Annotated in this window: 18 protein-coding genes; 11 read left to right on the top strand and 7 right to left on the bottom strand. The window is 70.5% G+C overall.

The window, feature by feature from the left end; translation table 11 throughout:
• Positions 1 to 15: 15 nt before the first annotated feature.
• The 4 genes from ET445_RS02000 to ET445_RS01985 form a co-directional block, all read right to left on the bottom strand.
• Positions 16 to 1638 carry an ABC transporter permease gene (locus ET445_RS02000; protein ID WP_129188364.1) on the bottom strand — a complete coding sequence of 541 codons (1623 nt, stop codon included), beginning with the start codon at positions 1636 to 1638 and terminating at the stop codon, positions 16 to 18.
• On the bottom strand, positions 1635 to 2591 hold the full coding sequence (locus ET445_RS01995) for an ABC transporter ATP-binding protein (RefSeq protein WP_208008497.1): 957 nt from the start codon (positions 2589 to 2591) through the stop codon (positions 1635 to 1637). The genes ET445_RS02000 and ET445_RS01995 overlap by 4 nt, the downstream gene beginning before the upstream one ends.
• A gap of 358 nt (positions 2592 to 2949) precedes the next feature.
• Positions 2950 to 3618: a potassium channel family protein gene (locus tag ET445_RS01990; RefSeq protein ID WP_129188362.1), complete on the bottom strand. Its 669-nt coding sequence runs from the start codon at positions 3616 to 3618 to the stop codon at positions 2950 to 2952.
• Entirely contained in the window at positions 3611 to 5056 is a 1446-nt protein-coding gene (locus tag ET445_RS01985) for a TrkH family potassium uptake protein (protein ID WP_424922869.1), read from the bottom strand. Before ET445_RS01985 ends, ET445_RS01990 begins: the two co-directional genes overlap by 8 nt.
• Before the next feature lie 73 nt (positions 5057 to 5129).
• Between ET445_RS01985 and ET445_RS01980 the strand changes: the two genes are divergently transcribed.
• Positions 5130 to 5573, top strand: coding sequence for an ArsR/SmtB family transcription factor (locus ET445_RS01980; protein ID WP_129188358.1), 444 nt, complete (start codon positions 5130 to 5132; stop codon positions 5571 to 5573).
• On the opposite strand, the gene ET445_RS01975 is transcribed toward ET445_RS01980, so the two are convergent.
• A complete protein-coding gene (locus ET445_RS01975) occupies positions 5574 to 6083 on the bottom strand; it encodes a GNAT family N-acetyltransferase (RefSeq protein ID WP_129188356.1) in 510 nt (169 codons plus the stop codon).
• Between the two features lie 128 nt (positions 6084 to 6211).
• Here ET445_RS01975 and ET445_RS01970 point away from each other — a divergent pair, with 128 nt between their 5' ends.
• Complete coding sequence (locus tag ET445_RS01970) at positions 6212 to 6310, top strand: 30S ribosomal protein bS22 (protein WP_003792170.1); 99 nt, start codon at positions 6212 to 6214, stop codon at positions 6308 to 6310.
• Between the two features lie 120 nt (positions 6311 to 6430).
• Positions 6431 to 6694 carry a glutaredoxin family protein gene (locus ET445_RS01965; RefSeq protein WP_129188354.1) on the top strand — a complete coding sequence of 88 codons (264 nt, stop codon included), beginning with the start codon at positions 6431 to 6433 and terminating at the stop codon, positions 6692 to 6694.
• A 36-nt stretch (positions 6695 to 6730) separates the two neighbouring features.
• Here ET445_RS01965 and ET445_RS01960 read toward each other — a convergent pair whose 3' ends face one another.
• Entirely contained in the window at positions 6731 to 7675 is a 945-nt protein-coding gene (locus ET445_RS01960; protein ID WP_243695293.1) for a formylglycine-generating enzyme family protein, read from the bottom strand.
• Between the two features lie 503 nt (positions 7676 to 8178).
• Here ET445_RS01960 and ET445_RS01955 point away from each other — a divergent pair.
• The 8 genes from ET445_RS01955 (at position 8179) to ET445_RS01920 (ending at position 20849) form a co-directional block, all read left to right on the top strand.
• Positions 8179 to 8838 carry an endonuclease domain-containing protein gene (locus ET445_RS01955; RefSeq protein WP_243695292.1) on the top strand — a complete coding sequence of 220 codons (660 nt, stop codon included), beginning with the start codon at positions 8179 to 8181 and terminating at the stop codon, positions 8836 to 8838.
• A 168-nt stretch (positions 8839 to 9006) separates the two neighbouring features.
• Positions 9007 to 9651 (top strand): histidine phosphatase family protein, encoded by a 645-nt coding sequence (locus ET445_RS01950; RefSeq protein WP_129188352.1) that lies wholly within the window; start codon positions 9007 to 9009, stop codon positions 9649 to 9651.
• A gap of 11 nt (positions 9652 to 9662) precedes the next feature.
• Positions 9663 to 10256, top strand: a complete 594-nt coding sequence (locus ET445_RS01945) for a TlpA family protein disulfide reductase (protein WP_129188350.1) — start codon at positions 9663 to 9665, stop codon at positions 10254 to 10256.
• Between the two features lies 1 nt (position 10257).
• The gene (locus ET445_RS01940; RefSeq protein WP_129188348.1) at positions 10258 to 11010 is read left to right on the top strand and encodes a cytochrome c biogenesis CcdA family protein; all 753 of its coding nucleotides are present in this window, start codon (positions 10258 to 10260) and stop codon (positions 11008 to 11010) included.
• The gene (gene resB, locus ET445_RS01935; protein ID WP_424922868.1) at positions 10988 to 12763 is read left to right on the top strand and encodes a cytochrome c biogenesis protein ResB; all 1776 of its coding nucleotides are present in this window, start codon (positions 10988 to 10990) and stop codon (positions 12761 to 12763) included. The genes ET445_RS01940 and resB overlap by 23 nt, the downstream gene beginning before the upstream one ends.
• Positions 12764 to 12773: 10 nt before the next feature.
• Positions 12774 to 13877, top strand: coding sequence for a c-type cytochrome biogenesis protein CcsB (gene ccsB / locus ET445_RS01930; RefSeq protein WP_243695291.1), 1104 nt, complete (start codon positions 12774 to 12776; stop codon positions 13875 to 13877).
• A gap of 348 nt (positions 13878 to 14225) precedes the next feature.
• Entirely contained in the window at positions 14226 to 20516 is a 6291-nt protein-coding gene (pulA, locus tag ET445_RS01925; protein ID WP_129188346.1) for a pullulanase-type alpha-1,6-glucosidase, read from the top strand.
• A gap of 105 nt (positions 20517 to 20621) precedes the next feature.
• Positions 20622 to 20849, top strand: coding sequence for a hypothetical protein (locus ET445_RS01920; protein ID WP_129188343.1), 228 nt, complete (start codon positions 20622 to 20624; stop codon positions 20847 to 20849).
• 22 nt (positions 20850 to 20871) lie between these two features.
• Here ET445_RS01920 and ET445_RS01915 read toward each other — a convergent pair whose 3' ends face one another.
• Entirely contained in the window at positions 20872 to 21861 is a 990-nt protein-coding gene (locus ET445_RS01915) for an o-succinylbenzoate synthase (protein WP_129188341.1), read from the bottom strand.
• Positions 21862 to 21867 lie beyond the last annotated feature (6 nt).

The raw sequence follows: 21867 nt of genomic DNA, 5'->3' as shown, positions 1-21867 counted from the left end.
TTCATCCGCGACCGGTCATCCGCCGCTCGCGATCTCGCGCCGACGCATCGACGCGATCGCGACGACCGCCGCGACGGCGGCGACGCCGAGCAGCCAGAACCCGCCCGCCCAGTCGGTTCCGTCGCCCGCGGGCACGGGGGAGTGCGCGAACGGCGAGAGGTCGACGACCCACTCGGGGAGCCCGAGGATGGGGCCGAAGAGGCCGAGGATCGCGGCCACGCCGACGAGCGCCCATCCGAGCGGGATCGTCGCGCGCGGCAGGAAGGCGAAGACGACGAGCGTCACGCCGAGGAAGAGGAGGCTCACGGGCAGTTGCGCGGCCGCGGCCTCCCAGATGTTCTGGATGACCGTATCGGCGTTCGCTCCTCGGAGGGCGCCGAGCACGCCCGCGACCGCCGAGATGCCGAGCATGCCGACGATCACGATGACGCCGACGATCCAGTACTCGGCGAGCCAGCGCACGCGCGACACGGGTGTCGCGAGCACGAGTTCGGCGGTGCCGTGCACCTCCTCCTGGCGCGCTCGCATGGCGACCTGTGCCGCGCAGCACGCGGCGAGGATGCCGACGAGCGAGTAGAACGTCGCGATGAACGCCTGCTCGAGGCTCGCCTCGTCGCCCACGAGGCTCCGCAAAGTGTCGACGACCTGCGGGGCCTCGCCCGCGAGATCGCCCACGAGCCCCGAGAGCGATGCCGCGAGGAGGCCGGTCGCCGCGCCGCCCGCCGCCCACGCCGCGAAGATCGACGCGTTGAGCCGCCACGCGAGTCCGAGGCTGTTCGAGAGCCCAGGCCCGGCGGTCGCGCGCCCGGCACGCCCCGGCAGAAGGCTCGCGCCCTGGTCGCGTACCGATTGCAGACCGAAGACGCCGGCGATGACCACGACCGCGAACGCGAGGGGCACGAGGAGCGGGACGAGGTCGTTCTCGACGAACGCGCCCGTGAACTGCCCGTACCCGATGGGCGAGAGCCAGCTGGGCCACGCGGGCGTGACATGCAGGAGGTCCTCTGACGGCGTGCCCGCTGCGTCGCCGATGCCGCGCAACAGGTAGGCGGCGAGCACGAACGCGACCGAGATGCCGTTCGCCCCGCGCGAGGTGCGGAAGAGCTGCGCCGCGAGGAGGCCGAACGCGAGGAACGCGACGCCCGTCGCGACCATCGCGGCGCCCGCGACGAACGAGCCGACCGGCTCGAGCCCGCCGAGGATGAACCCGACCGCGACGCCGAGCCCCACGAGGATGTTCGCGATGACGCCCTCGACGACCGTCGCGAGGGTCGGCAGCACACGGCCCGCCTGCGTCGCTGCGACGAGTTCGGCGCGGCCCTGCTCCTCCTCGGCGCGCGTATGCCGCACCGCGAGGAAGGTGCTCATGAGCCCGCCCATGAGCGAGAGCCACGCGAAGATCAGGAAGAACGCGAACGCGCCGTCGCTCACGCCGTTCGGCGTGCCGCGGAAGATCAGGATCGTGCGGGTCGCGATCGCGACGCCGAGGATGTCCTTGCGCTCGGACTCGGTGCCGTAGGTGTCGAACACCGCCCCGATCACGGCGTACGCCAGCAGCGCGATGCCCACGACCCAGAGGATGAGCTGCAGCCGGTCGCGCCGGAGGCGCTGGAGCAGCAGCGCGGTGAACACGCTCATGAGCGGGCACCGGCCTCGGTCGGGTCGGCGTCGGCGGGCCCGGATGCCTCGATCCGGTCGCCGTAGTGGCGGAGGAAGAGCTCCTCGAGGGTCGGCGGGGTGACGGTGAGGCCTTTGACTTCGAGGCGGGCGAGTTCGGGGAGCACGGATGGCACGTGGTCGCTGTCGACCGTGAACCGCACGCGGCCCGCGTCGACGACCAGGTCGTTCGTTCCGGGGATCGCCCGCACCGAGGCATCCTGTGCTGTGTCGTGCACGAACGCGATCTCGGTGCGCGTCAGGTGCCGCAGGTCTGCGAGCGTGCCCGACTCGACGACCTTGCCCGCGCGGATGATGCTGACCCGGTCGCAGAGGTCTTCGACCTCGGAGAGGATGTGGCTCGACAGCAGCACGGTCGCGCCCTCTTTGGCGACCCGGTCGACCTCCTTCGTGAAGACCTGCGACATGAGCGGGTCGAGGCCGCTCGTCGGCTCGTCGAGGATGTACAGGTCGGCGGGCGTCGCGAACGCCGCGATGAGCGCGACCTTCTGCCGGTTGCCCTTCGAGTAGGCGCGGCCCTTCTTGCGCGGGTCGAACTCGAACGCTTCGACGAGCCGTGCGCGCTCGGCGGCGTACGCGGCCTTGTCGTGCGTGCCGCCGCGCAGGCGCGAGAGCAGGTCGATCGCCTCGCCACCCGAAAGGTTGGGCCAGACGCTCACGTCGCCCGGCACGTACGCGATGCGGCGGTGGAGGGATGCCGCGTGCGCCCAGGGGTTGTCGCCGAAGACCGCGGCGGTGCCGCCCGAGGCGCGCGCGAGGCCGAGGAGGATGCGGATGGTCGTGGACTTGCCGGCGCCGTTCGGGCCCAGGAATCCGTGCACTTCGCCCGCGTCGACCCGGAGGTCGAGTCCGTCGAGGGCGGTGGCGCGGCCGAATCGCTTCTCGAGGCCGCGCGCGTCGATCACTGTCGTCATGCGCGCGACGCTACTCCGAATTCACAACTTTGTGAATTCTCCGAACGGATCCGTCAGGACGGATGTCCCTGAGCCTGTCGAAGGGAGCCTGTCGAAGGGGGTTCCGCTCCTGGCGCGCGGTGCCGAAGTGCCGGTGGGCGTGAAGCATCCGCAGTTCTGGATCAGCGGATCGCAGGGTCTGCATGCCGCGGTGCCGAAGTGCCGCCGCTCCGCGCGGCGACACCATGCGTGGGGGGGTGGTGAGTCGGGGACGCGTGATCGGAATGGGAGCTTGCCAGACGCAGATGCGTCTGGTGGCGGCGGAGGCCGCCACGCAGGCGCGACCGTGTGGTCGAGGCATCCTGAATTCCTCGAACCGCTACTCGAGGTTCGCGAACTTCTCGATGTCGCTCTCGGTGCCCGACACGATGATGAGGTCGTGGTTCGTGACGATCGTGTTCTCGGTCGCATACGTGAACGGCTTGCCGGGGCTCTTGACGCCGACGACCGTCACGTTGTGGCGCGAGCGCACGCCCGACTCGGTGAGCGTCTTGCCCCGGATCGGCTTCGGCGGATACATCTTCACGAGCGCGAAATCGTCGTCGAACTCGATGAAGTCGAGCATGCGGCCGGAGAGCAGGTGCGCCGCACGCTCGCCCGCCTCGCGCTCGGGGTAGATCACGTGGCTCGCGCCGATGCGCTCGAGGATCTTGCCGTGCGACGCCGAGATCGCCTTCGCCCAGATCTGCGGCACCTTGAGGTCGACGAGGTTCGCCGTGATGAGCACGGACGCCTCCACCGACGACCCGACCGCGACGACGGCGATCGAGAAGTCCTGAGCCCCGATCTGCTGCAGCGCCTCGACCGACTTCGCGTCGGCGACGACGGTGTGCGTCACGCGCTCCGACCACTTCTGCACGAGGATCTCGTCGGTGTCGACGGCGAGCACCTCGCGGCCGAGGCGGTCGAGTTGCCCCGCTGTCGCCGCGCCGAACCGGCCGAGTCCGATGACGAGCACGGGCGCGTCGTGTCTGATGCGGTCAACCAACGATGGGCCTCTCTTCCGGTCGTTTGAACAGCTGTCGGCGCTGGCTCGCGGCGAGCGCCGCGGCGAGCGTCACGGTGCCGACGCGGCCCATGAACATCGTCGCCGACATGATGTAGACGCCCTCGGGCGGCAGCGACGCGGTGAGGCCCGTCGACAGGCCGCACGTCGCGAACGCCGAAATGACGTCGAAGAGCACGTTCTCGAACGGCGCCTTCGTGATCTGCAGGATGAGCACCGAGGCGACGGCGACGATCGTCGCGCCCCACAGCACCACGCTCACCGAGAGGCGCAGGATGTCTCGGGGGATGCGTCGTCCGAACGCCTCCATCGACTGCTGGCCGCGCGCCTCGGCGAACGCCGCGAGGAACAGCACCGCGAGGGTCGTGACCTTGATGCCGCCCGCGGTCGACGCCGAGCCGCCGCCGACGAACATGAGCATGCTCGCGACGAGCTGGCTCGACCCGTTGAGGGCGTGCATGTCGATCGTCGCGAACCCGCCCGATCGAGTCATCCCGGATATGAAGAACGACTGGAACACCGTTCCGCCGGCGTCGAGCTTGCCGTAGGTCTCGGGGTTGTTGTACTCGAGGACGAGGAACACGAGGGCGCCGAGGAAGAACAGGATGATCGTCGTCGTGAGCGTGAGCTTCACGTGCACGCTCCAGCGGTGCGGATGCCTCCACCCGCGCGCGAGCGCGAAGATGACCGGGAAGCCGAGGCTGCCGAGGAATACACCCGCGAGCAGGAGCGACTGCATCCAGTAGTCGTGCTGGAACGGATCGAGCCCGCCCGGGTTGGGGTTGAAGCCCGTGTTCGTGAACGCCATCGCCGAGTAGTAGAACGCGTACCAGATCGAATGCAGCGGGTCGTAGCCGGCAGCGAACATGCTCGGGAGGAGCAGGAGCGCGATCGCCCCCTCGATGACGAGGGCGCTGATCGCGACGGTCGCGAGGAGGCCTCCGACCTCGCCGAGGCGTACGGCCTGCCGCTCCGACACCGGCCCGGCGTGCAGGCGCGACGGGTTCGTGTCGCTCGCGGCCATGAGCTTCGCGCGGAGGCCCAGGCGACGCGAGATGACGAGGCCGAGCGTCGTCGCGAGGGTCAGCACGCCGACGCCGCCGATGTTGACGCCGATGAACACGAGCGCGTTGCCGAACGGCGACCAGTACGTCGCCATGTCGACGGTCGCGAGGCCCGTGACGCAGATGACCGAGACGGCCGTGAAGAGCGCATCGTGGAGCGGGGTCGCCGTGTCTCCCGCTCGTGCGATCGGCAGGGAGAACAGGAGCGTGAAGACGAGCACGAGCCCGGCGAAGATGAGGATCGCGAATCGCGACGGCGAATGACGGGCGAGATGGTCGATCGCATCCCGGATGCGCCCCAGCCACGTCTTGCTCTCGGGACGCCCTCTCAGGGCGGGCGAGCTGACTCGAGTCACGCGTCCCCTCCCGACGACTCCACCGAACGCGTGTGTCATGGTACTCCCCGCCGCGAGTGGCTACCCTTGCACCATGGCGGACATCTTCGACGTGGTTGCGGACACGACCCGGCGCGACATCCTGGGGGTCCTGCTCGAACGCGAAGCCTCCGACCCGCAGTCCGACGGAGAGATCAGCGTCTCCGAGATCGTCACCGCCCTCGGCGTCAGCCAGCCGACCGTGTCGAAGCACCTCAAGGTGCTCCGCGAGTCGGGGCTCGTGACCGTCCGCGAAGAGGGCCAGCACCGGTACTACCGGCTCGACCGCACGCCGCTCGAGATCGTCGAGGACTGGCTCATCCCGTTCCTCTCCGACGGTGCCGCGGCCGACGCCGCGACGCTCGCATCGGCTCAGGCTCTCGCCGACGAGGAAGAAGCGCTGAGCGACGAGCAGCGCGCATTCGCGTCGCGCATCGGCAAGGCGTTCGCCGCGACCGCGCACGGCGTGCAGGCGGTCGTGCAGAAGCCGCGTCGCTGATTACGCGAGCCGCTTGATCATCTCGAGTTCGCGCCCGCCGGGCTCGAGTTCGTACGGTCGGCTTGCGCCCGTGAGGTGGAAGCCGACCTTCTCGTAGAACGCGATCGCGCGCGGGTTGCGCTCGTGGACCTCGAGCCGGAGCGTCCCGCCGAACCCGGCAGCCCACCGTTCGACTTCGGCGAGGAGGGCGCGTGAGACGCCGTGCGAGTCGCCGCGACGGTCGGGTGCGACGTAGACGCTCACGAGCAGAGGGCCGGTCGAGGCATCCGGAATGTACCCGCCCATGTGCCCGACCCAGCGCTCGCCCTCGATCGCGACGACCGACGTCTGCCCCTCGCTCTCGCCGCGCCGGGCGCGCCCGCGCCAGCCCTGCTCCTCGACGCGCAACGCGTGCTCGAGGGTCTCGCCGTAGGCGAGCGGGAAGTCGCGCAGCATCTCGAGTCGGAGCGCCCGGACCGCCTGCCAGTCGTCTTCGCGGGTCGTGCGGATGACGAGTTCGGAAGCGGGCATCCTTCGACGCTAGCAGCGTGAACGGGTCCTGAACGGAGCGCGCCGTCGGATCGGCTAGACTAGTCCAAGGCTTTCCTGCCTCTCGGCTGCGGCACGCGCGGCCGACTCGATCTTCCAGTGAGGTTTCGATGGGTTCCGTCATCAAGAAGCGTCGCAAGCGTATGGCGAAGAAGAAGCACCGCAAGCTGCTTCGCAAGACTCGCCACCAGCGTCGCAACAAGAAGTAAGTCGCACGCGACTTCGTCGAAAGCGCCGGTCCTTCGGGACGCGGCGCTTTTCGTCGTTTCCGGGCGGGCGGATGTCTCGGCAGCGCGCCTGCCGAGCGCGCGGGCGCGTAGCCTGAGACGGTGACCACGCGCCGCCTGACCTTCATCGGCAAGCCCGGATGCCATCTGTGCGACGACGCCCGCGAAGTCGTCGACGCCGTCCGCGCGCAGCTCGCGGGTGACCCTGCGGCACCCGCCGTCGAGGTCGAAGAGCTCTCGATCCTCGACGACCCCGCGCTCGCGGCGCTCTACGCGGAGGAGATCCCCGTGGTCCTCATCGACGGCGAGCCGCACGGCTACTGGCGTATCGACGGCGCGCGGCTGCGCGCGGCGCTGCTCGCCTGACCCGCTTCGCGGCCCGGGCCCGACTCGCGCGTCGACTCACGTGTCGGCCGCGCAGCGGAACCCGATGTGGGTCGTCGCCGTGTCCTCCGCCTGCGGCGAGCGGGCCGCCGGCCGGTAGCGCAGGCAGTAGTCGGGCGAGCACAGGTGAGAGCCGCCCTTGAGCACGCGGCGCGGGATGCGCGAGCCCGGTTCGGCGGATGTCTCGGCGAGCAGGTTGCCCCTGGCGCCCGCGTCGACCGGGGTCTCGCCCGGCACGAGGTGCCGCGGTGCATAGAAGTCGGTCGTCCACTCCCACACGTTGCCCGTGACATCCGACAGTCCGTAGCCGTTGGGCGGGAACGTGCCGACGGGCGACGTGCCGACGAACCCCGCCGCCCCCGTGTTGAGGTACGGGAACGAGCCCTGCCAGCGGTTGACCATGAGCCTGCCGCGGGGGTGCTCGGCGTCGCGCGGGAACTCGTCGTCGCCCCACGCGAAGCGGGCGCCGTCGAGGTCGCCTCGCGCCGCGAACTCGGCTTCGGCCTCGGTCGGCAGGCGCTTCCCGGCCCACGACGCGTACGCCGAGGCATCCGCGTAGCTCACCTGGACGACGGGATGCCGCAGCCGCTCCGAGACCGCGTCGACGCCGCCGTCGGGACCGAACGGGACTCGCCAGTTCGCGCCGGGAACCCACCGCCACCACTGTCGCCAGTCCCGCAGATCGACCGGGCCCGCAGTCGGCGTGAACACGAGCCCGCCCGGCACGAGGTCGGCTGGATCGGCGCCGGGGAAGTCGGTCGGATCGAGCGCCCGTTCGGCGACCGTCACGTACCCCGTCGCTTCGACGAACGCCGCGAACTGCTCGTTCGTGACGGGGTGCGCATCGATCGCGAACGCGCCCACCTCGCGCTCGTGCACGGGCCCCTCGTCGGGCTGCTCGTCTGAGCCCATGCGGAAGCGCCCGCCCGCGAGGCGGACCATCCGCGTCGGCTCGGCCCCCATGTGCCGACCCTACGCCGGCTTCTTCCCGCCCGCCCCGCTCTCCCGCCCGCGCTCTCCCGCCCCTTCCCGCGAAGTCGCGCAAACGGTCGGCATTCCTGGCGGATGACAACCATTTGCGCGACTTCGGCAGCGCGTGCGGGTGACGGAGTGGGGTGCGCCTCTCCTCCACAGGGCGAGTCCTTCGGGAACGATTCCCGCCCGAACCCGCTCGGCACCGGCGGGGCCCGCGCGGGCGCGAGGCTGCGACGATGAAACCCCACGCGCAGTTGCCCGCACGGTTCCGAGCCGGCCCCTTCACGACGAGTCGGGCGCTTGACGCGGGGGTCGGGCGCGGTCGATTGCGCGGCCGCGACCTCGGACGGCCGTTCCACGGCGTACGGATGCCTCGGGGCACAAACGCGAGCACGATTACGCTCGTCGAGCGCTGCCGGGCGAAGCTCCTGACGATGCGCGGTGGCCAGGCCTTCAGTCACGTCACCGCCTGCCGGTTGTTCAGGATCGTCGTGCCCCGCAGACTCGAAGACGCACGACTGGATGTCTCGGCGTTCATCCCGAACGCGATACCGCGCGGTGCCGGCATACGCGGCCACCGGCTCGCCGCGGGCGGCACGCGGGTCGGGGCGTGGAACGGGCTGCCGGTCGTCGCGCCCGAAGACGCGTGGTGTCAGCTCGCGACACTCTGCACGTTCGAGGAACTCGTCGTCGCCGGCGACTCGCTCGTTCGCCGGAATCACCCGATCTCGACGCTCGAACAGCTCGGGTGGGCGGTCGGGCGACGACACGGCCGGCGGGGGTTCCGGCTGCTCGCCGCCGCGCTCGAGGCGGTGCGCGAGGGAACCGATTCGCCCGAGGAGACCCGGCTTCGACTCGACCTCGTCGCGGCGGGGCTGCCCGAACCCGAGGTGAACGTGCCGATCTTCGACGCCTTCGGGCGCCTGATCGCGATCGGCGATCTCGTGTACGAATCCGTGCGGGTGATCGTCGAGTACGACGGCGATCACCATCGCACCGACGACCGGCAGTACGCCCGCGACCTCGAGCGGATCGAGGCGCTGACCGCGGCGGGCTGGCGGGTCATCCGGTTCACGAAACGCCATCGCGGCGCTGCGCGCGGCGCCCGGATCGACCTCGTGCGCCGGGCGCTCGCCGCTCGAGCGCACTGAAGTCGCGCAAACGGTCGGAATTCCGGGCGGATGAGCACCATTCGTGCGACTTCGGGAGAGGAGCGGCAGGGGAGGAGGGGAGCGGAGGGAAGGAGGCGGAGCGTCGAGGAGGTGCGGCGCCGGCAGACTCGGCGAATTCGAAGGAACGCGCTCTCTAGACTGGACGCCGTGCCTGCCGACCAGATCCATCTCGTGCGCCACGGCGAGGTGTTCAACCCGCAGCGCGTCCTCTACGGACGGCTCGACGGCTACGGACTCTCCGAGCTCGGGCGACAGATGGCGCAGGCGGCGGCCGACGACCTCGCATCGCGGGGGCGCCCCGTCGCGGCGATCGTCGCGTCCCCGCTCCAGCGCACGCGCGAATCGGCAGCGCCCATCGAGCACGCGTTCGGCCTCGAGGCATCCATCGATCCCCGCCTCATCGAGCCCGAGAACCGGTTCGAGGGCAAGCGCATGCTGGGCGAGCAGTCGGCCCTCAAAGACCCCCGGAACTGGCGGCACCTCGTGAACCCATGGCGGCCGAGCTGGGGCGAGCCGTTCCGTTCGATCTCGACGCGCATGCTCGCGGCGATCGACGACGCGTGGCGCGCAGCCGACGGCGGCGACGTCGTCCTGGTCAGCCACCAGCTCCCGATCTGGATGGTGCACCGTGCGCTCGCCGGGGCATCCCTCCCGCACGACCCGCGCAAGCGCCGCTGCGCGCTGTCGAGCATCACGACGCTCGAGCGCCGCGGCGACCGGTTCGTCGAGGTCGACTACCGCGATCCGGCTGCGCCGCTGTCGGCGTCGGCGACCGACGTGGGGGCGGTGTGATGAAGCACCGGATGTCTCGTGCCGCGACCGCGTTCGCAGCGATCGGCGTCTCGGCGGCGCTGCTCCTGACGGGCTGCTCGTCGGATCCGCTCGCCGAACAGTACCGCGAGGGCAGCGGCAAGAACTACATCGCGGGCGACGGCACGATCGCCGAGTTCGCCCCCGAGAATCGCGAGGCCCCCGTCGAGTTCTCGGGCGAGACCGTCGACGGCCTCGAGTTCGACTCGGCCGAGCAAGACGGCAAGGTCATGGTCGTGAACTTCTGGTACGCGGCGTGCGCCCCGTGCCGCGTCGAAGCGCCTATCCTCCAAGAGGTGCACGAGCAGTTCGGCGAAGACGTCGCGTTCGTCGGCGTCAACGTGCGCGACCAGGCGGGCACCGCCGCGCCCTTCGAGGAGAAGTTCGGCATCACCTACCCGTCGATCCTCGACACCGACGAGGGCCGAGTGCAGCTCGCGTTCGCGGGCAAGGTGCCCCCGGCCGCCGTGCCGACGACGCTCGTGCTCGACCGCGAGGGCCGCGTCGCGGCGCGCATCCTCGGTCAGTTGAAGGATGCCTCGATCCTCTCGACGATCGTCACGGGACTCCAGGGCGAGGGCGCCTGACGTGGGCGCGGGCGAACTCGTCTTCAGCGGACAACTGATCGTCGCGATCCCCATCGCGCTCGCCGCGGGGCTCATCTCGTTCCTCTCGCCCTGCGTGCTGCCGCTCGTCCCCGGCTATCTGGGCTACATCGGCGGCTTCACCGAGGCGTCGGCCGAGGCATCCGAAGAACGACGCAACCGGCGCCGGCTGCTCCTCGGCGTCGCCCTCTTCGTCGCGGGGTTCACGGCCGTCTTCCTCGTCTACACGACCCTCGCGGGCGCCGCGGGCGCGTGGCTCCGCGCCTGGCAGGACCCCATCACGCGCGTGCTCGGCGTCGTGCTCATCGTCATGGGGCTCGTCTTCATCGGGCAGTTCACGTTCTTGCAGCGGCAGTTCAAGCCGTCGTGGCGGCCCGCGACGGGGCTCGCGGGCGCGCCGCTGCTCGGCGTCGTCTTCGGTCTCGGCTGGACGCCGTGCATCGGGCCTGCGCTCGCCGCGGTGCTGAGCCTCAGCCTCGACGCGCAGTCGGCCTGGCGCGGCGCGGTCCTCGGCCTCGCGTACTGCATCGGCCTCGGCATCCCATTCCTCCTCGTCGCGCTCGGCTTCGGCTGGGTGACGGGGTCGATGACCTTCCTCCGCCGGCACATCCGCACGATCAACCTCATCGGCGGGGCGCTCCTCGTCGTGATCGGCATCGTCATGGTCTCGGGGCTCTGGACCGTGTGGATGAACGAACTGCAGGGAGTGATGCGTGGCATCGACCTCGTCCTCTGATCGCGCGCACGATCCGCTCCGGCCGTCGGACTACGTCGACGGGTCGGAGGCGACGACGCGCCGAGGAGACCCGGGCGACGGCGACGGCCCCGGCGGCGGCCCCGGCATCGCGCAGCCCAAGCTCGGGCTCGTCGGCTGGCTCCGCTTCATCTGGCGGCAGCTCACGAGCATGCGCACGGCGCTCCTGCTGCTCCTGCTCCTCGCGATCGCGGCGGTGCCGGGCTCGCTCGTGCCGCAGCGGTCGAGCGACCCGAACGGCGTCACGCAGTACTTCAACGACAACCCGCGGCTCGCGCCGATCCTCGACTCGCTGCAGATGTTCGACGTGTACACGTCGGCATGGTTCTCGGCCGTCTACCTGCTGCTGTTCGTGTCGCTCATCGGCTGCATCATCCCGCGCACGAAGCACCACTTCGAGGCGCTCCGCGCCCGGCCGCCGCGTACGCCCGTGCGGCTCTCGCGGCTCGCGGGGTACACCGAGCGGGAGGTTCCCGAAGGGGCTGACGCCGAGGCCGCGATCGCCGACGCCGCGAAGCGGCTGAAGGGCATGGGCTACCGCGTCGAGCGCTACGACGTGCAGGGCGAGCCATCCGTCTCGGCCGAACGCGGGTATCTGCGTGAGACGGGCAACCTCGTCTTCCACACGGCGCTCCTCGGGGTGCTCGTGACGGTCGCGATCGGCGGCGGCTTCGGCTTCGCCGGCCAGCGCGTCGTCGTCGAGGGGCAGTCGTTCGTCAACACGCTCGCGGCGTTCGACTCGTTCAACCCGGGCCGGTTCTTCGACGACCGGCAGCTCCAGCCGTTCCGCCTCTCTCTCGAAGGCCTCGACGCCGTCTACGAGACGCAGAACCCCAACGCGATCGGCCAGCCGACCGACTTCACGGCGCGCGTCACGATCGAAGACCAGTCGGGCGAGGCATCCGAACAGGTCGTCAAGGTCAACGAACCGCTCGTGACGCACGGCACCAACATCTACCTGCTCGGCAACGGGTACGCGCCGACGATCACCGTGCGCGATGCCGACGGCGAGGTCGTCTTCACCGATTCGGTGCCGTTCCTGCCGCAAGACGCGAACCTCACGTCGATCGGCGTCGTCAAGGTGCCCGACGGCCTGCCCGAGCAGCTCGGCATGGTCGGCTTCTTCTACCCGACGCAAGACGTCTTGGACACGGGCGCGTTCACGTCGACCTACCCCGACCTCGTCTACCCCGTGCTGACCCTCAACGTGTGGGAGGGCGACCTCGGCATCGACGGCGGCACCCCGCGATCGGTGTACACGCTCGATCCGTCGGGCATGACCCAGCTGACGGGCGGCGCCACGGGCGTCGATTCCCTGCAGCTCATGCCGGGCGAGACGGCCGACCTGCCGGGCGGGCGCGGGTCGGTGACCTTCGAGGATGCCTCGGGCGGCGCCGCTGCCGACGGCGACTTCTCGCACAGCGTCAAGCGCTTCGCGTCGTTCGACGTGCACCACGACCCGACGCAGACGTGGGTGCTCGCGTTTGCGATCCTCATTCTCGCGGGCCTGCTCACCTCGCTCTTCGTGCCGCGTCGGCGCATGTGGGTGAAGGCCGCGACACGCCGCGACGGACGGGTCGTGCTCGAGTACGCGGGCCTCGCCCGCGGCGAGGATCCAGGCCTCGAAGAGGCCGTCGCGTCGCTCGCCGACGAGCACGCGGGGCCGGTGCCCGCTGCAGTGGCCGACTCGGCCGCGGCCGAAACTCCTGACGACTCCTCGAAACCCACGACGTAAGGTTGTTCCCGTGACCGACACTCTCGACCAGATCTCGCTGCTGTGCGTGTACTCGGCGATGGTGGTGTACGCGATCGCGTTCATCGCCTACTCGATCGACCTCGCTCGACGTGGGTCGGCGGCGGCCCGGGCGGCCGATGCGGCGGCGGATGCCTCGGCTGCGTCGTCTGCCGACGCCGCGCCCGTGCACGTGGGCGTCATCGCCGCGGCCGAGGCTGCGAAGGCGGCGTCGGGTTCGGCGGGCGCGAAGACGTACGGTTCGGATGACTCGGGCGCGTCTGTTTCGGATGCCCCCGCGAAGCGCAGTCGGTGGAAGAACCTCGACGACGAGACATCCGTCAGCTACGGCCGTTCGCCCGCCCTCCGCGTCGCCGTCGCGATGACGGTGCTCGCGTGGGTCCTCCACCTCGCCGGCGACGTCCTCCGCGGCGTCGCCGCGGGCCGCGTGCCGTGGGCCAACATGTACGAGTTCGCGCTCACGGGCACGCTCGTCGTGACGACGGTGTTCCTCGTCGTGCTCCTCGTGTCGAAGATCGACCTGCGCTTCCTCGGCACGTTCGTCACGGGCCTCGTCCTCGTGCTGCTGGGCGTCGCGACCGTGAACTTCCACGTTTCGGTCGTGCCGCTTCCGCCGGCCCTGCAGTCGCTGTGGCTCATCATCCACGTGTTCGTCGCGACGAGCGCCGTCGGCTTCTTCGCCCTCGGCTTCGCGCTGTCGGTCGTGCAGCTCATGCAGTCGCGTCGCGAGGCGACGGCGGCGACGGCCGAGTCGGTCAAGCGCTCGTTCCTCGCGACGCTGCCGAAGGCGAAGACCCTCGAGAACCTCGCCTACCGGGTCAACATCATCGGCTTCATCCTGTGGACGTTCACGCTCATGGCGGGTGCGATCTGGGCCGAGAAGGCGTGGGGCCGCTACTGGGGCTGGGACACCAAAGAGGTGTGGACCTTCATCATCTGGGTCATCTACGCGGGCTACATCCACGCGCGCGCGACGCGCGGTTGGCGCGGGTCGCGGTCGGCGTGGCTCGCGATCATCGGCTTCTCGGCGGTGCTCTTCAACTTCACGATCGTCAACCTGTTCTTCAAGGGGCTGCACGCGTACTCGGGGCTCTGAGCGCGCGCCCGGCCTTCCCGTCTCCGACATCCGAGACCTTCCCGTCTGAGTCATCCCGAATTCAGGAGATCGTTCGCTGGTCAGGAGCGCAGTCGCAATCTGGTCCTGAGGTGCGTGCGATCTCCTGAAACGGTGCGGTGCGCCGCTGCTCGGGTCGGTGCTCACGAGCCGCCGGGCGCGGCATGCGCGGCCCGCACGCATGCGTACGCAAGCGTTTACCCGCGATTTCGAGGCCCGAGATCACGATTCGTACCGATGATCTGTAAGCGCTTGCATTAACGCGCGGCCCGCTGCTACCTTCGCCGGAAGTCGGGGCACGCGGGTGTGCCCGGGAACCAGGAGTCGAGGATGACGCGAAGCGCCATGAAGCGCAGTTGGTTGGCGGCGATCGTGACGGGGGCGCTCGCGGCATCCGCCGCGGTGGCACTGCCCGCCCTGCCGGCGGCGGCGGAGGAGCGCACGTTCGCGCTCGTCGGGAGCCTGCAGGACGAGCTCGGGTGCTCGTCCGACTGGCAGCCCGAGTGCGCCGAGACCGAACTCGCGCCGACCGGTGAGCCCGGCGTCTTCACGGCCGACTTCACGATCCCGGCGGGCTCCTACGAGTACAAGGTCGCCGTGAACGACGCGTGGGACGAGTCGTACGGCCTGAACGGCGGCGGCGACAACATCCCGCTCACGGTCGCGGGCGACAGCGCCGTGCGCGTGACCTTCGACGACGCCACGCACCGGGTCGGCCTCGAACTCCTGGGCGTCCGCGGCGCGTACGACGAGGCATCCGACGCCTCGCTCGTCGCCGAGCCCGTGCGCGAACCGGGCGCCGGCAAGACCTTCTACTTCGTCATGACCGACCGCTTCGCGAACGGCGACGAGTCGAACGACCGCGGCGGTCTCGACGGCGACCGCATGGCGACGGGCTTCGACCCGACCGACAAGGGCTTCTACGAGGGCGGCGACCTCGAGGGCCTGCGCGACAACCTCGACTACATCGACGGGCTCGGCACGACCGCGATCTGGCTCACCCCGAGCTTCAAGAACAAGCCCGTGCAGGGCGAGGGAGCGAACGCGAGCGCGGGATATCACGGGTACTGGATCACGGACTTCACCCAGATCGACCCCCACCTCGGCACGAACGCCGAACTGAAGGCGCTCATCGACGACGCGCACGCGCGCGGCATCGACGTGTACTTCGACATCATCACGAACCACACGGCCGACGTCATCGACTACGAGGAGGGGCAGTACTCCTACGTCGACCAGGCGACGAGCCCGTATCGCACGGCGGGCGGCGACGTGTTCGACCCGGCCGACTACGCGGGCGCGGGCGCCCCGGCGTTCCCGGCGCTCGACCCCGCGACGAGCTTCCCGTACACGCCCGTCATCGACCCGGCCGAGGCCGACGTCAAGGTGCCCGCGTGGCTCAACGACCCGACGCTGTACCACAACCGCGGCGACTCGACGTGGGAGGGCGAGTCGGTCACGACGGGTGACTTCTCGGGCCTCGACGACCTCATGACCGAGCACCCGACCGTCGTCGAGGGCTTCGCCGAGGTGTACAAGGACTGGATCGACCTCGGCATCGACGGCTTCCGCATCGACACGGTGAAGCACGTGAACTTCGAGTTCTGGCAGCAGTGGACGACCGACGTGCTCGACTACGCGCACGAGCAGGGCAAGCCCGACTTCTTCATGTTCGGCGAGGTCTACGACGCCGACCCCGTGAAGCTGTCGCCGTATGTGCGCGACACCGACATGAACTCGGTGCTCGACTTCACCTTCCAGTCGCAGGCGGTCGGCTTCGCGGCGGGCAACTCGGCCAAGGGCCTGCAGTCGCTCTTCGCGGGCGACGACTACTACACGACGTCGCACTCGTCGGCGTCGGCGCTGCCGACCTTCCTCGGCAACCACGACATGGGCCGCGTCGGCTACTTCCTCCGCACGACCGACGCGCCGCTCGCGCGCGACGAGCTCGCGCACGACCTCATGTTCCTCACGCGCGGCCAGCCCGTCGTCTACTACGGCGACGAGCAGGGCTTCGCGGGCGCCGATCCCGGCAACGACAAGAGCGCGCGCCAGTCGCTCTTCGCGACCGAGGTCGACGAGTTCGCGAACCAGCAGCTCGTCACGGGCGAGCAGGCGGGCAGCGTGGACCGATACGACGTGGATGCTCCGCTCTACGAGCACATCGCCGCACTCTCGGCGCTGCGCGCCGCGCACCCGGCCCTCGCGGACGGCGCGCAGATCGAGCGGTACGCCGACAACGGCGCGGGCGTCTACGCGTTCTCGCGCGTCGACCGCGACGAGCAGGTCGAGTATCTCGTCGCCGTGAACAACACGGCGGCTGCGAAGACGGTGGATGTCAGAACGCTGACGGCGGATGCCTCGTATGAGGCCTTGTACGGTGCCGACGGCGGAGAGGGAGTCGCGACGACCCTTTCGAGCAACGGCGACGCCGTGGCATCCGTCACGGTCCCGGCCCTCGGGGCCGCCGTCTACCGAGCCGACCGCGAGGTGACAGCCCCCGCCGAAGCGCAGGCGATCCAGGTCGACGTGCCGACGCCCGGCGCGGGTGTCACGGGTGTGACGCCCGTCTCGGCCGACGTCGACGACGCGACGTGGAGCGAGACGAGCTTCGCGTGGCGCATCGCGGGTGCGACGGGCGACGACGCGTGGCACGCGCTCGGCACCGCTGAAGACACCACGCCGCGCGTCTTCCACGACACGCGCGGCCTGGCGAACGGCACGCTCGTCGAGTACCGCGCCGTCACGGTCGACGCGGCGGGCCACCGCTCGGCGGCCTCGACGTACGCGTCGGTCGGCAACGCCGTGACCCTCGGCGAGACGCCCGAGGAGCCCGAGCAGCCCATCGATCTCGTGACGATTCCGGGCTCGCACAACTCCGAGATGGGGTGCGCGGGCGACTGGGCGCCGGGCTGCGAGCAGGCGAAGCTCACGCTGCGGACCGACGGCGTCTACGCGGGCACGTTCGACCTGCCCGCCGGCGACTACGAGACGAAGGTCGCGATCAACGGCTCGTGGACGCTCAACTACGGCCAGAACGGCGTGCCCGACGGCGCGAACATCACGTACTCGCACGCGGGCGGCCCCGTCACGTTCTACTGGGACCCGAAGACGCACCAGCTCACCTCGACGGCCTTCGGCCCCATCGTGACAGTGCCGGGCAGCTTCCAGTCCGAGCTCGGATGCCCGGGCGACTGGTCGCCCGACTGCCTCGCGACGCTCATGTTCGACGGCGACGGCGACGGCGTGTACACGTTCTCGACCGACGGGCTCCCGTCGGGTTCGTACGAGGGCAAGGTCGCGCACGGCATGTCGTGGGACGAGAACTACGGCGTGGGCGGCGCCCCGGGCGGCGCGAACTACGCGTTCAGCGCGTCCGACGGCAAGGTCGTCGAGTTCCGCTACACGCTCGCGACGCACGTGCTCGAGATCGTCGTCGCCGACCCGCCGCTCGCGGGCACGGGCGAGTCGCGCGCGCAGTGGATCGACGCGCAGACGATCGCGTGGCCCGCGTCGTTCCTCGGCGGGGCGACGGCGACGGATGCCTCGTGGTCGCTCGAACACGCGGCGACCGGTGGGCTCGCGGTGGCCGACGGCGAGGTGACGGGCGGCGACGAGTCCGACCCGGTCGCGCTGTCGCTCGTCGCGGGCGGGCTCACGCCCGCGCAGCTCGCGCGGTTCCCGCAGCTCGGCGGCGGCGCGTACCTCGCACTCTCGACGGGCGACCTCGACCGCGAGACGGCACACGACCTGCTCACGGGGCAGCTCGCCGTCGCGCAGCGCACGGGCGGGGAGCTGAGCGCCTTCACGGGCGTGCAGACGGCCGGCGTGCTCGACGCGCTCTACGGCGACGCCGCGGCATCCGTGTCGCTCGGCGTGACGTGGAAGCGCGACGAGCCGACGTTCCGCCTGTGGGCGCCGACCGCGAAAGACGTCGCGCTCGAGGTCTTCCCGACGGGCGACGACGGGGAGCCCGCACTGACCGCTGCGGTGTTCGACGAGGCATCCGGAGTCTGGACCGTCGAAGGGGCCGAAGGCCCCGGCGGCGAGCCCGCGGCATCCGGCGCCGAATACCGCTGGAACGTGACGGTCTACGCGCCGACGACCGGGAAGGTCGAGGAGAACTCGGTCACCGACCCCTACTCGGTCGCGCTCACGACGAACTCGGTGCGCTCGGTCGCGATCGACCTCGACGACCCCGCGAACGAGCCGGCGCTGTGGGCCGACACGCCCGCGCCCGTCATCCCGCGCGCGGTCGACCGTGCGATCACCGAACTGCACGTGCGCGACTTCTCGATCAGCGACGAGACGGTGCCCGAGAACGAGCGCGGCACGTACACGGCGTTCACGCGCGACTCGGCGGGAACGCAGCACCTTCGCGAACTCGCGCAGGCGGGCATCAACACCGTGCACCTGTTGCCGACGTTCGACATCGCGACGATCGAAGAGCGCCGCGATCTGCAGCAGACGCCCGACTGCGACCTCGCGTCGTTCGGCCCCGCGTCGGAAGAGCAGCAGGCGTGCCTCGACGGCATCCGCGACCTCGACGGCTTCAACTGGGGCTACGACCCGTACCACTACCAGGCGCCCGAGGGCTCGTACGCCGTGAACCCGAACGGCGGGGCGCGCGTCGCCGAGTTCCGTTCGATGGTGGGCGCACTGCACGCGACGGGCCTGCAGGTCGTGCTCGACGAGGTGTACAACCACACCGCCGAGTCGGGTCAGGGCGGCAAGAGCGTGCTCGACCGCATCGTGCCGGGCTACTACCAGCGCCTCTCGGCGACGGGCACGGTCGAGACCTCGACGTGCTGCCAGAACGTCGCGACCGAGAACGCTCTCGCGCAGAAGCTCATGGTCGACTCGATCGTGACGTGGGCGAAGCACTACAAGGTCGACGGGTTCCGCTTCGACCTCATGGGGCACCACTCGAAGGAGAACCTGCTCGCGATCCGGGCCGCGCTCGACGAGCTGACGCTCGCTCGAGACGGGGTCGACGGGAAGTCGATCTACCTGTACGGCGAAGGGTGGAACTTCGGCGAGGTCGCGAACAACGCGCGCTTCGAGCAGGCCACCCAAGGCCAGCTCGGGGGCACAGGCATCGGCACGTTCAGCGACCGGCTGCGCGACGCCGTGCACGGCGGCAGCCCGGTCGACGGCTCGTCGACGTTCACGCAGGGCTTCGGCACGGGCCTCGGCACCGACCCCAACGGGCGACCGGGCACCGCGTCGCAGGCCGACCAGCTCATCGACCTCGCCCACCAGACCGACCTCGTGAAGCTCGGCCTCGCGGGCAACCTGCGCGGGTACGAGCTCGAGACGTCCGACGGCACGGTCAAGCGCGGCGATCAGCTCGACTACCGCGGGTCGCCCGCCGGCTACGCCGACGAGCCCGACGAGGTCATCACCTACGTCGACGCCCACGACAACGAGACGCTCTACGACACGTCGGTGCTGAAGCTGCCGCAGGGCACCTCGATGGCCGACCGTGTGCGCATGAACACGCTGTCGCTCGCGACCGTGGCGTTCGCCCAGACGCCCGCGTTCTGGCACGCCGGCACCGAGCTGCTGCGCTCGAAGTCGCTCGACCGCAACAGCTACAACTCGGGCGACTGGTTCAACCGCATCGACTGGACGGGCACGGAGTCGACCTTCGGGTCTGGCCTCCCGCCCGCGGGCGACAACGAGGACAAGTGGGGCGTCATGGCACCGCTCCTCGCTGACCCCGCGTTGAAGCCGCAGGCGGCCGACATCCAATCGGCCGAAGCGCAGGCCCTCGACCTGCTGCGCGTGCGCTCGAGCGTCGACCTGCTCCAGCTCGGGTCTGCCGCGCTCATCGACGAGAAGGTCACCTTCCCGAACAGCGGCACGGATGCCACGGCCGGCCTCATCGCGATGCTCGTCGACGACACGGTCGGTGCCGACGTCGACCCGGCCCTCGAGGGTGCGCTCGTCGTCTTCAACGCGTCGCCCGCACCGATCACCGAGGCGATCGACGGGCTCGCGGGTCGCGAGTTCGCGCTCAACGCGGCGCAGGCGGCCGGTTCCGACGCGGTCGCGAAGCAGACGACGTGGGATGTCGCGACGGGCACGGTCTCGATTCCGGCACGCACGGCCGTGGTGCTCGTCGACGCGCAGGTGACGGACCCGACGGACCCGACGGATCCGACCGACCCGATCGACCCGACGGATCCGACCGACCCGACCGACCCGACGGGCCCCGGCGTCTCGCCCTCGGTGAGCCTGTCGGTGCAGGCGGCTCGCCCCGGCGACGTCATCGGCATCACGGGCACGGGCTTCGAACCGGGCGAAACGGTGCAGGTGTGGCTGCACTCGACGCCGCAGCTGCTCGTCGCGGCGACGGCCGACGCGAACGGCGCCGTGTCGGCGCGGGCGACGATTCCGCTCGGCACCGAGGTCGGCGACCACGAGGTGCGGTTGCTCGCGATCGAGTCGGGGCTCGAGGCATCCGTCCCGCTCGTCGTGCTCGGCCCGCTGGGGCTCACGGGCACGCAGACGTGGCTCGCGGTGCTCCTCGCGCTCGCGCTCCTCGCCAGCGGACTGCTCATCGTCGCACCGCGACTCGCGCCGCGCGTGCGTGCGCTCGTGAGGCGCACCGAGTAGCCCGCCGATCGGCTGTGCACCGCCCTCACCCGTCGTGGTGGGGGCGGTGCGCTGCGTCCTCACCGACCCCGTTCGAATGTCGGTGGTCGGGCATAGAACTGAACCATGAACTCCGTACTCACCGTCGGGCATCCGACCTCGATCTCGCACGAGTTGCCGCCGTTCGCGCGCGTCGTGCGACGCGTCGGGTTCGCGCTTCTCGCGTGGAGTCGGCGCATGCAGCACGTCGCCCCGACCCACGCCGAGCTCGCCGAGCTCCACGACCATCGTCTCGAAGCAGAGCGTCTCCGGGCCGACCAATACGCGGCGATCGTCCTCGGGAGGCTCATGTAAACCGATCGAGCAGATCGGTCGGCTACTCGCGCTCGGCGAGCACCTCGTAGACGCGCTCGAGGCGGGCGAGCCACCATGCCGCACGCTCATCGTCGGCTTCGTGCCGATCGAGCAGCACGGGGTCGGGTACGACTCGCCGCACGGGGATAGACCCGTTCTCGGGGAAGAGCGGCGACCCCGTGACATCCGCCGCCAGCAGCGACGCCGTGCCGAGCCCGCAGTCGTACTCGAGCGACGGCACGGCCGCCGCGAGGTGGGCGCCCATGGCGAGTCCGATGCTCGTGTCGAGCGCGCTCGAGACGTTCACGGGCAGGCCCGCCGCGTCGATGATCGACAGGGCGCGGTGGACCCCGCCGAGCGGCTGCGCCTTGATCACGAGCAGGTCGGCGGCGCCCGCCTCGGCCACGAAGAGCGGGTCGGCTGCGCGACGCACGCTCTCGTCGGCCGCGATCGGGATGCCGAGGTACTTCGTGCGGATGCCGATCTCGGCGAGTTCGAACACCGTCGCGCACGGCTGCTCGACGTACTCGAGGTCGAACTCGCACATCGCGTGGATCGCGTGCTCGGCCTCGTCGACGTTCCACCCGCCGTTCGCATCGAGCCGCACGCGGCCCTCGGGGCCGAGCGCCTCGCGCACGGCACGCACGCGCGCGACATCCTGTTGCAGGGTCGTGCCGGCGCCCGCGACCTTGACCTTGGCCGTACGGCAACCCGGGAACCGCGCGAGCACGGCGGCGACGCTGTCGGGATCGACGGCGGGCACGGTCGCGTTGACGCGGATCGCGTCGCGCAGCGGCGCGGGCGGCTTCCGCCACCCGAAATCGATGGATGCCTCGAGCCACGCCGATGCCTCGTCGTCGTCGTATTCGACGAACGGCGAGAACTCGGTCCAGCCCTCGGGGCCCTCGAACACGAGCGCCTCGCGAATGTCGATGCCGCGGAAGCGGGTCACGAGCGGCAGGGCGACGACCCGGGCGGTGGCGAGCAGGTCGGCGAGGGGCGGCAGGTCCATGTGCCC

The sequence above is a fragment of the Agromyces protaetiae genome, from assembly GCF_004135405.1.
GTDB lineage: Bacteria > Actinomycetota > Actinomycetes > Actinomycetales > Microbacteriaceae > Agromyces > Agromyces protaetiae.
The sequence above is the reverse complement of the archived record's forward strand: the minus strand, read 5'-3'. Positions and strand labels throughout refer to the sequence as shown.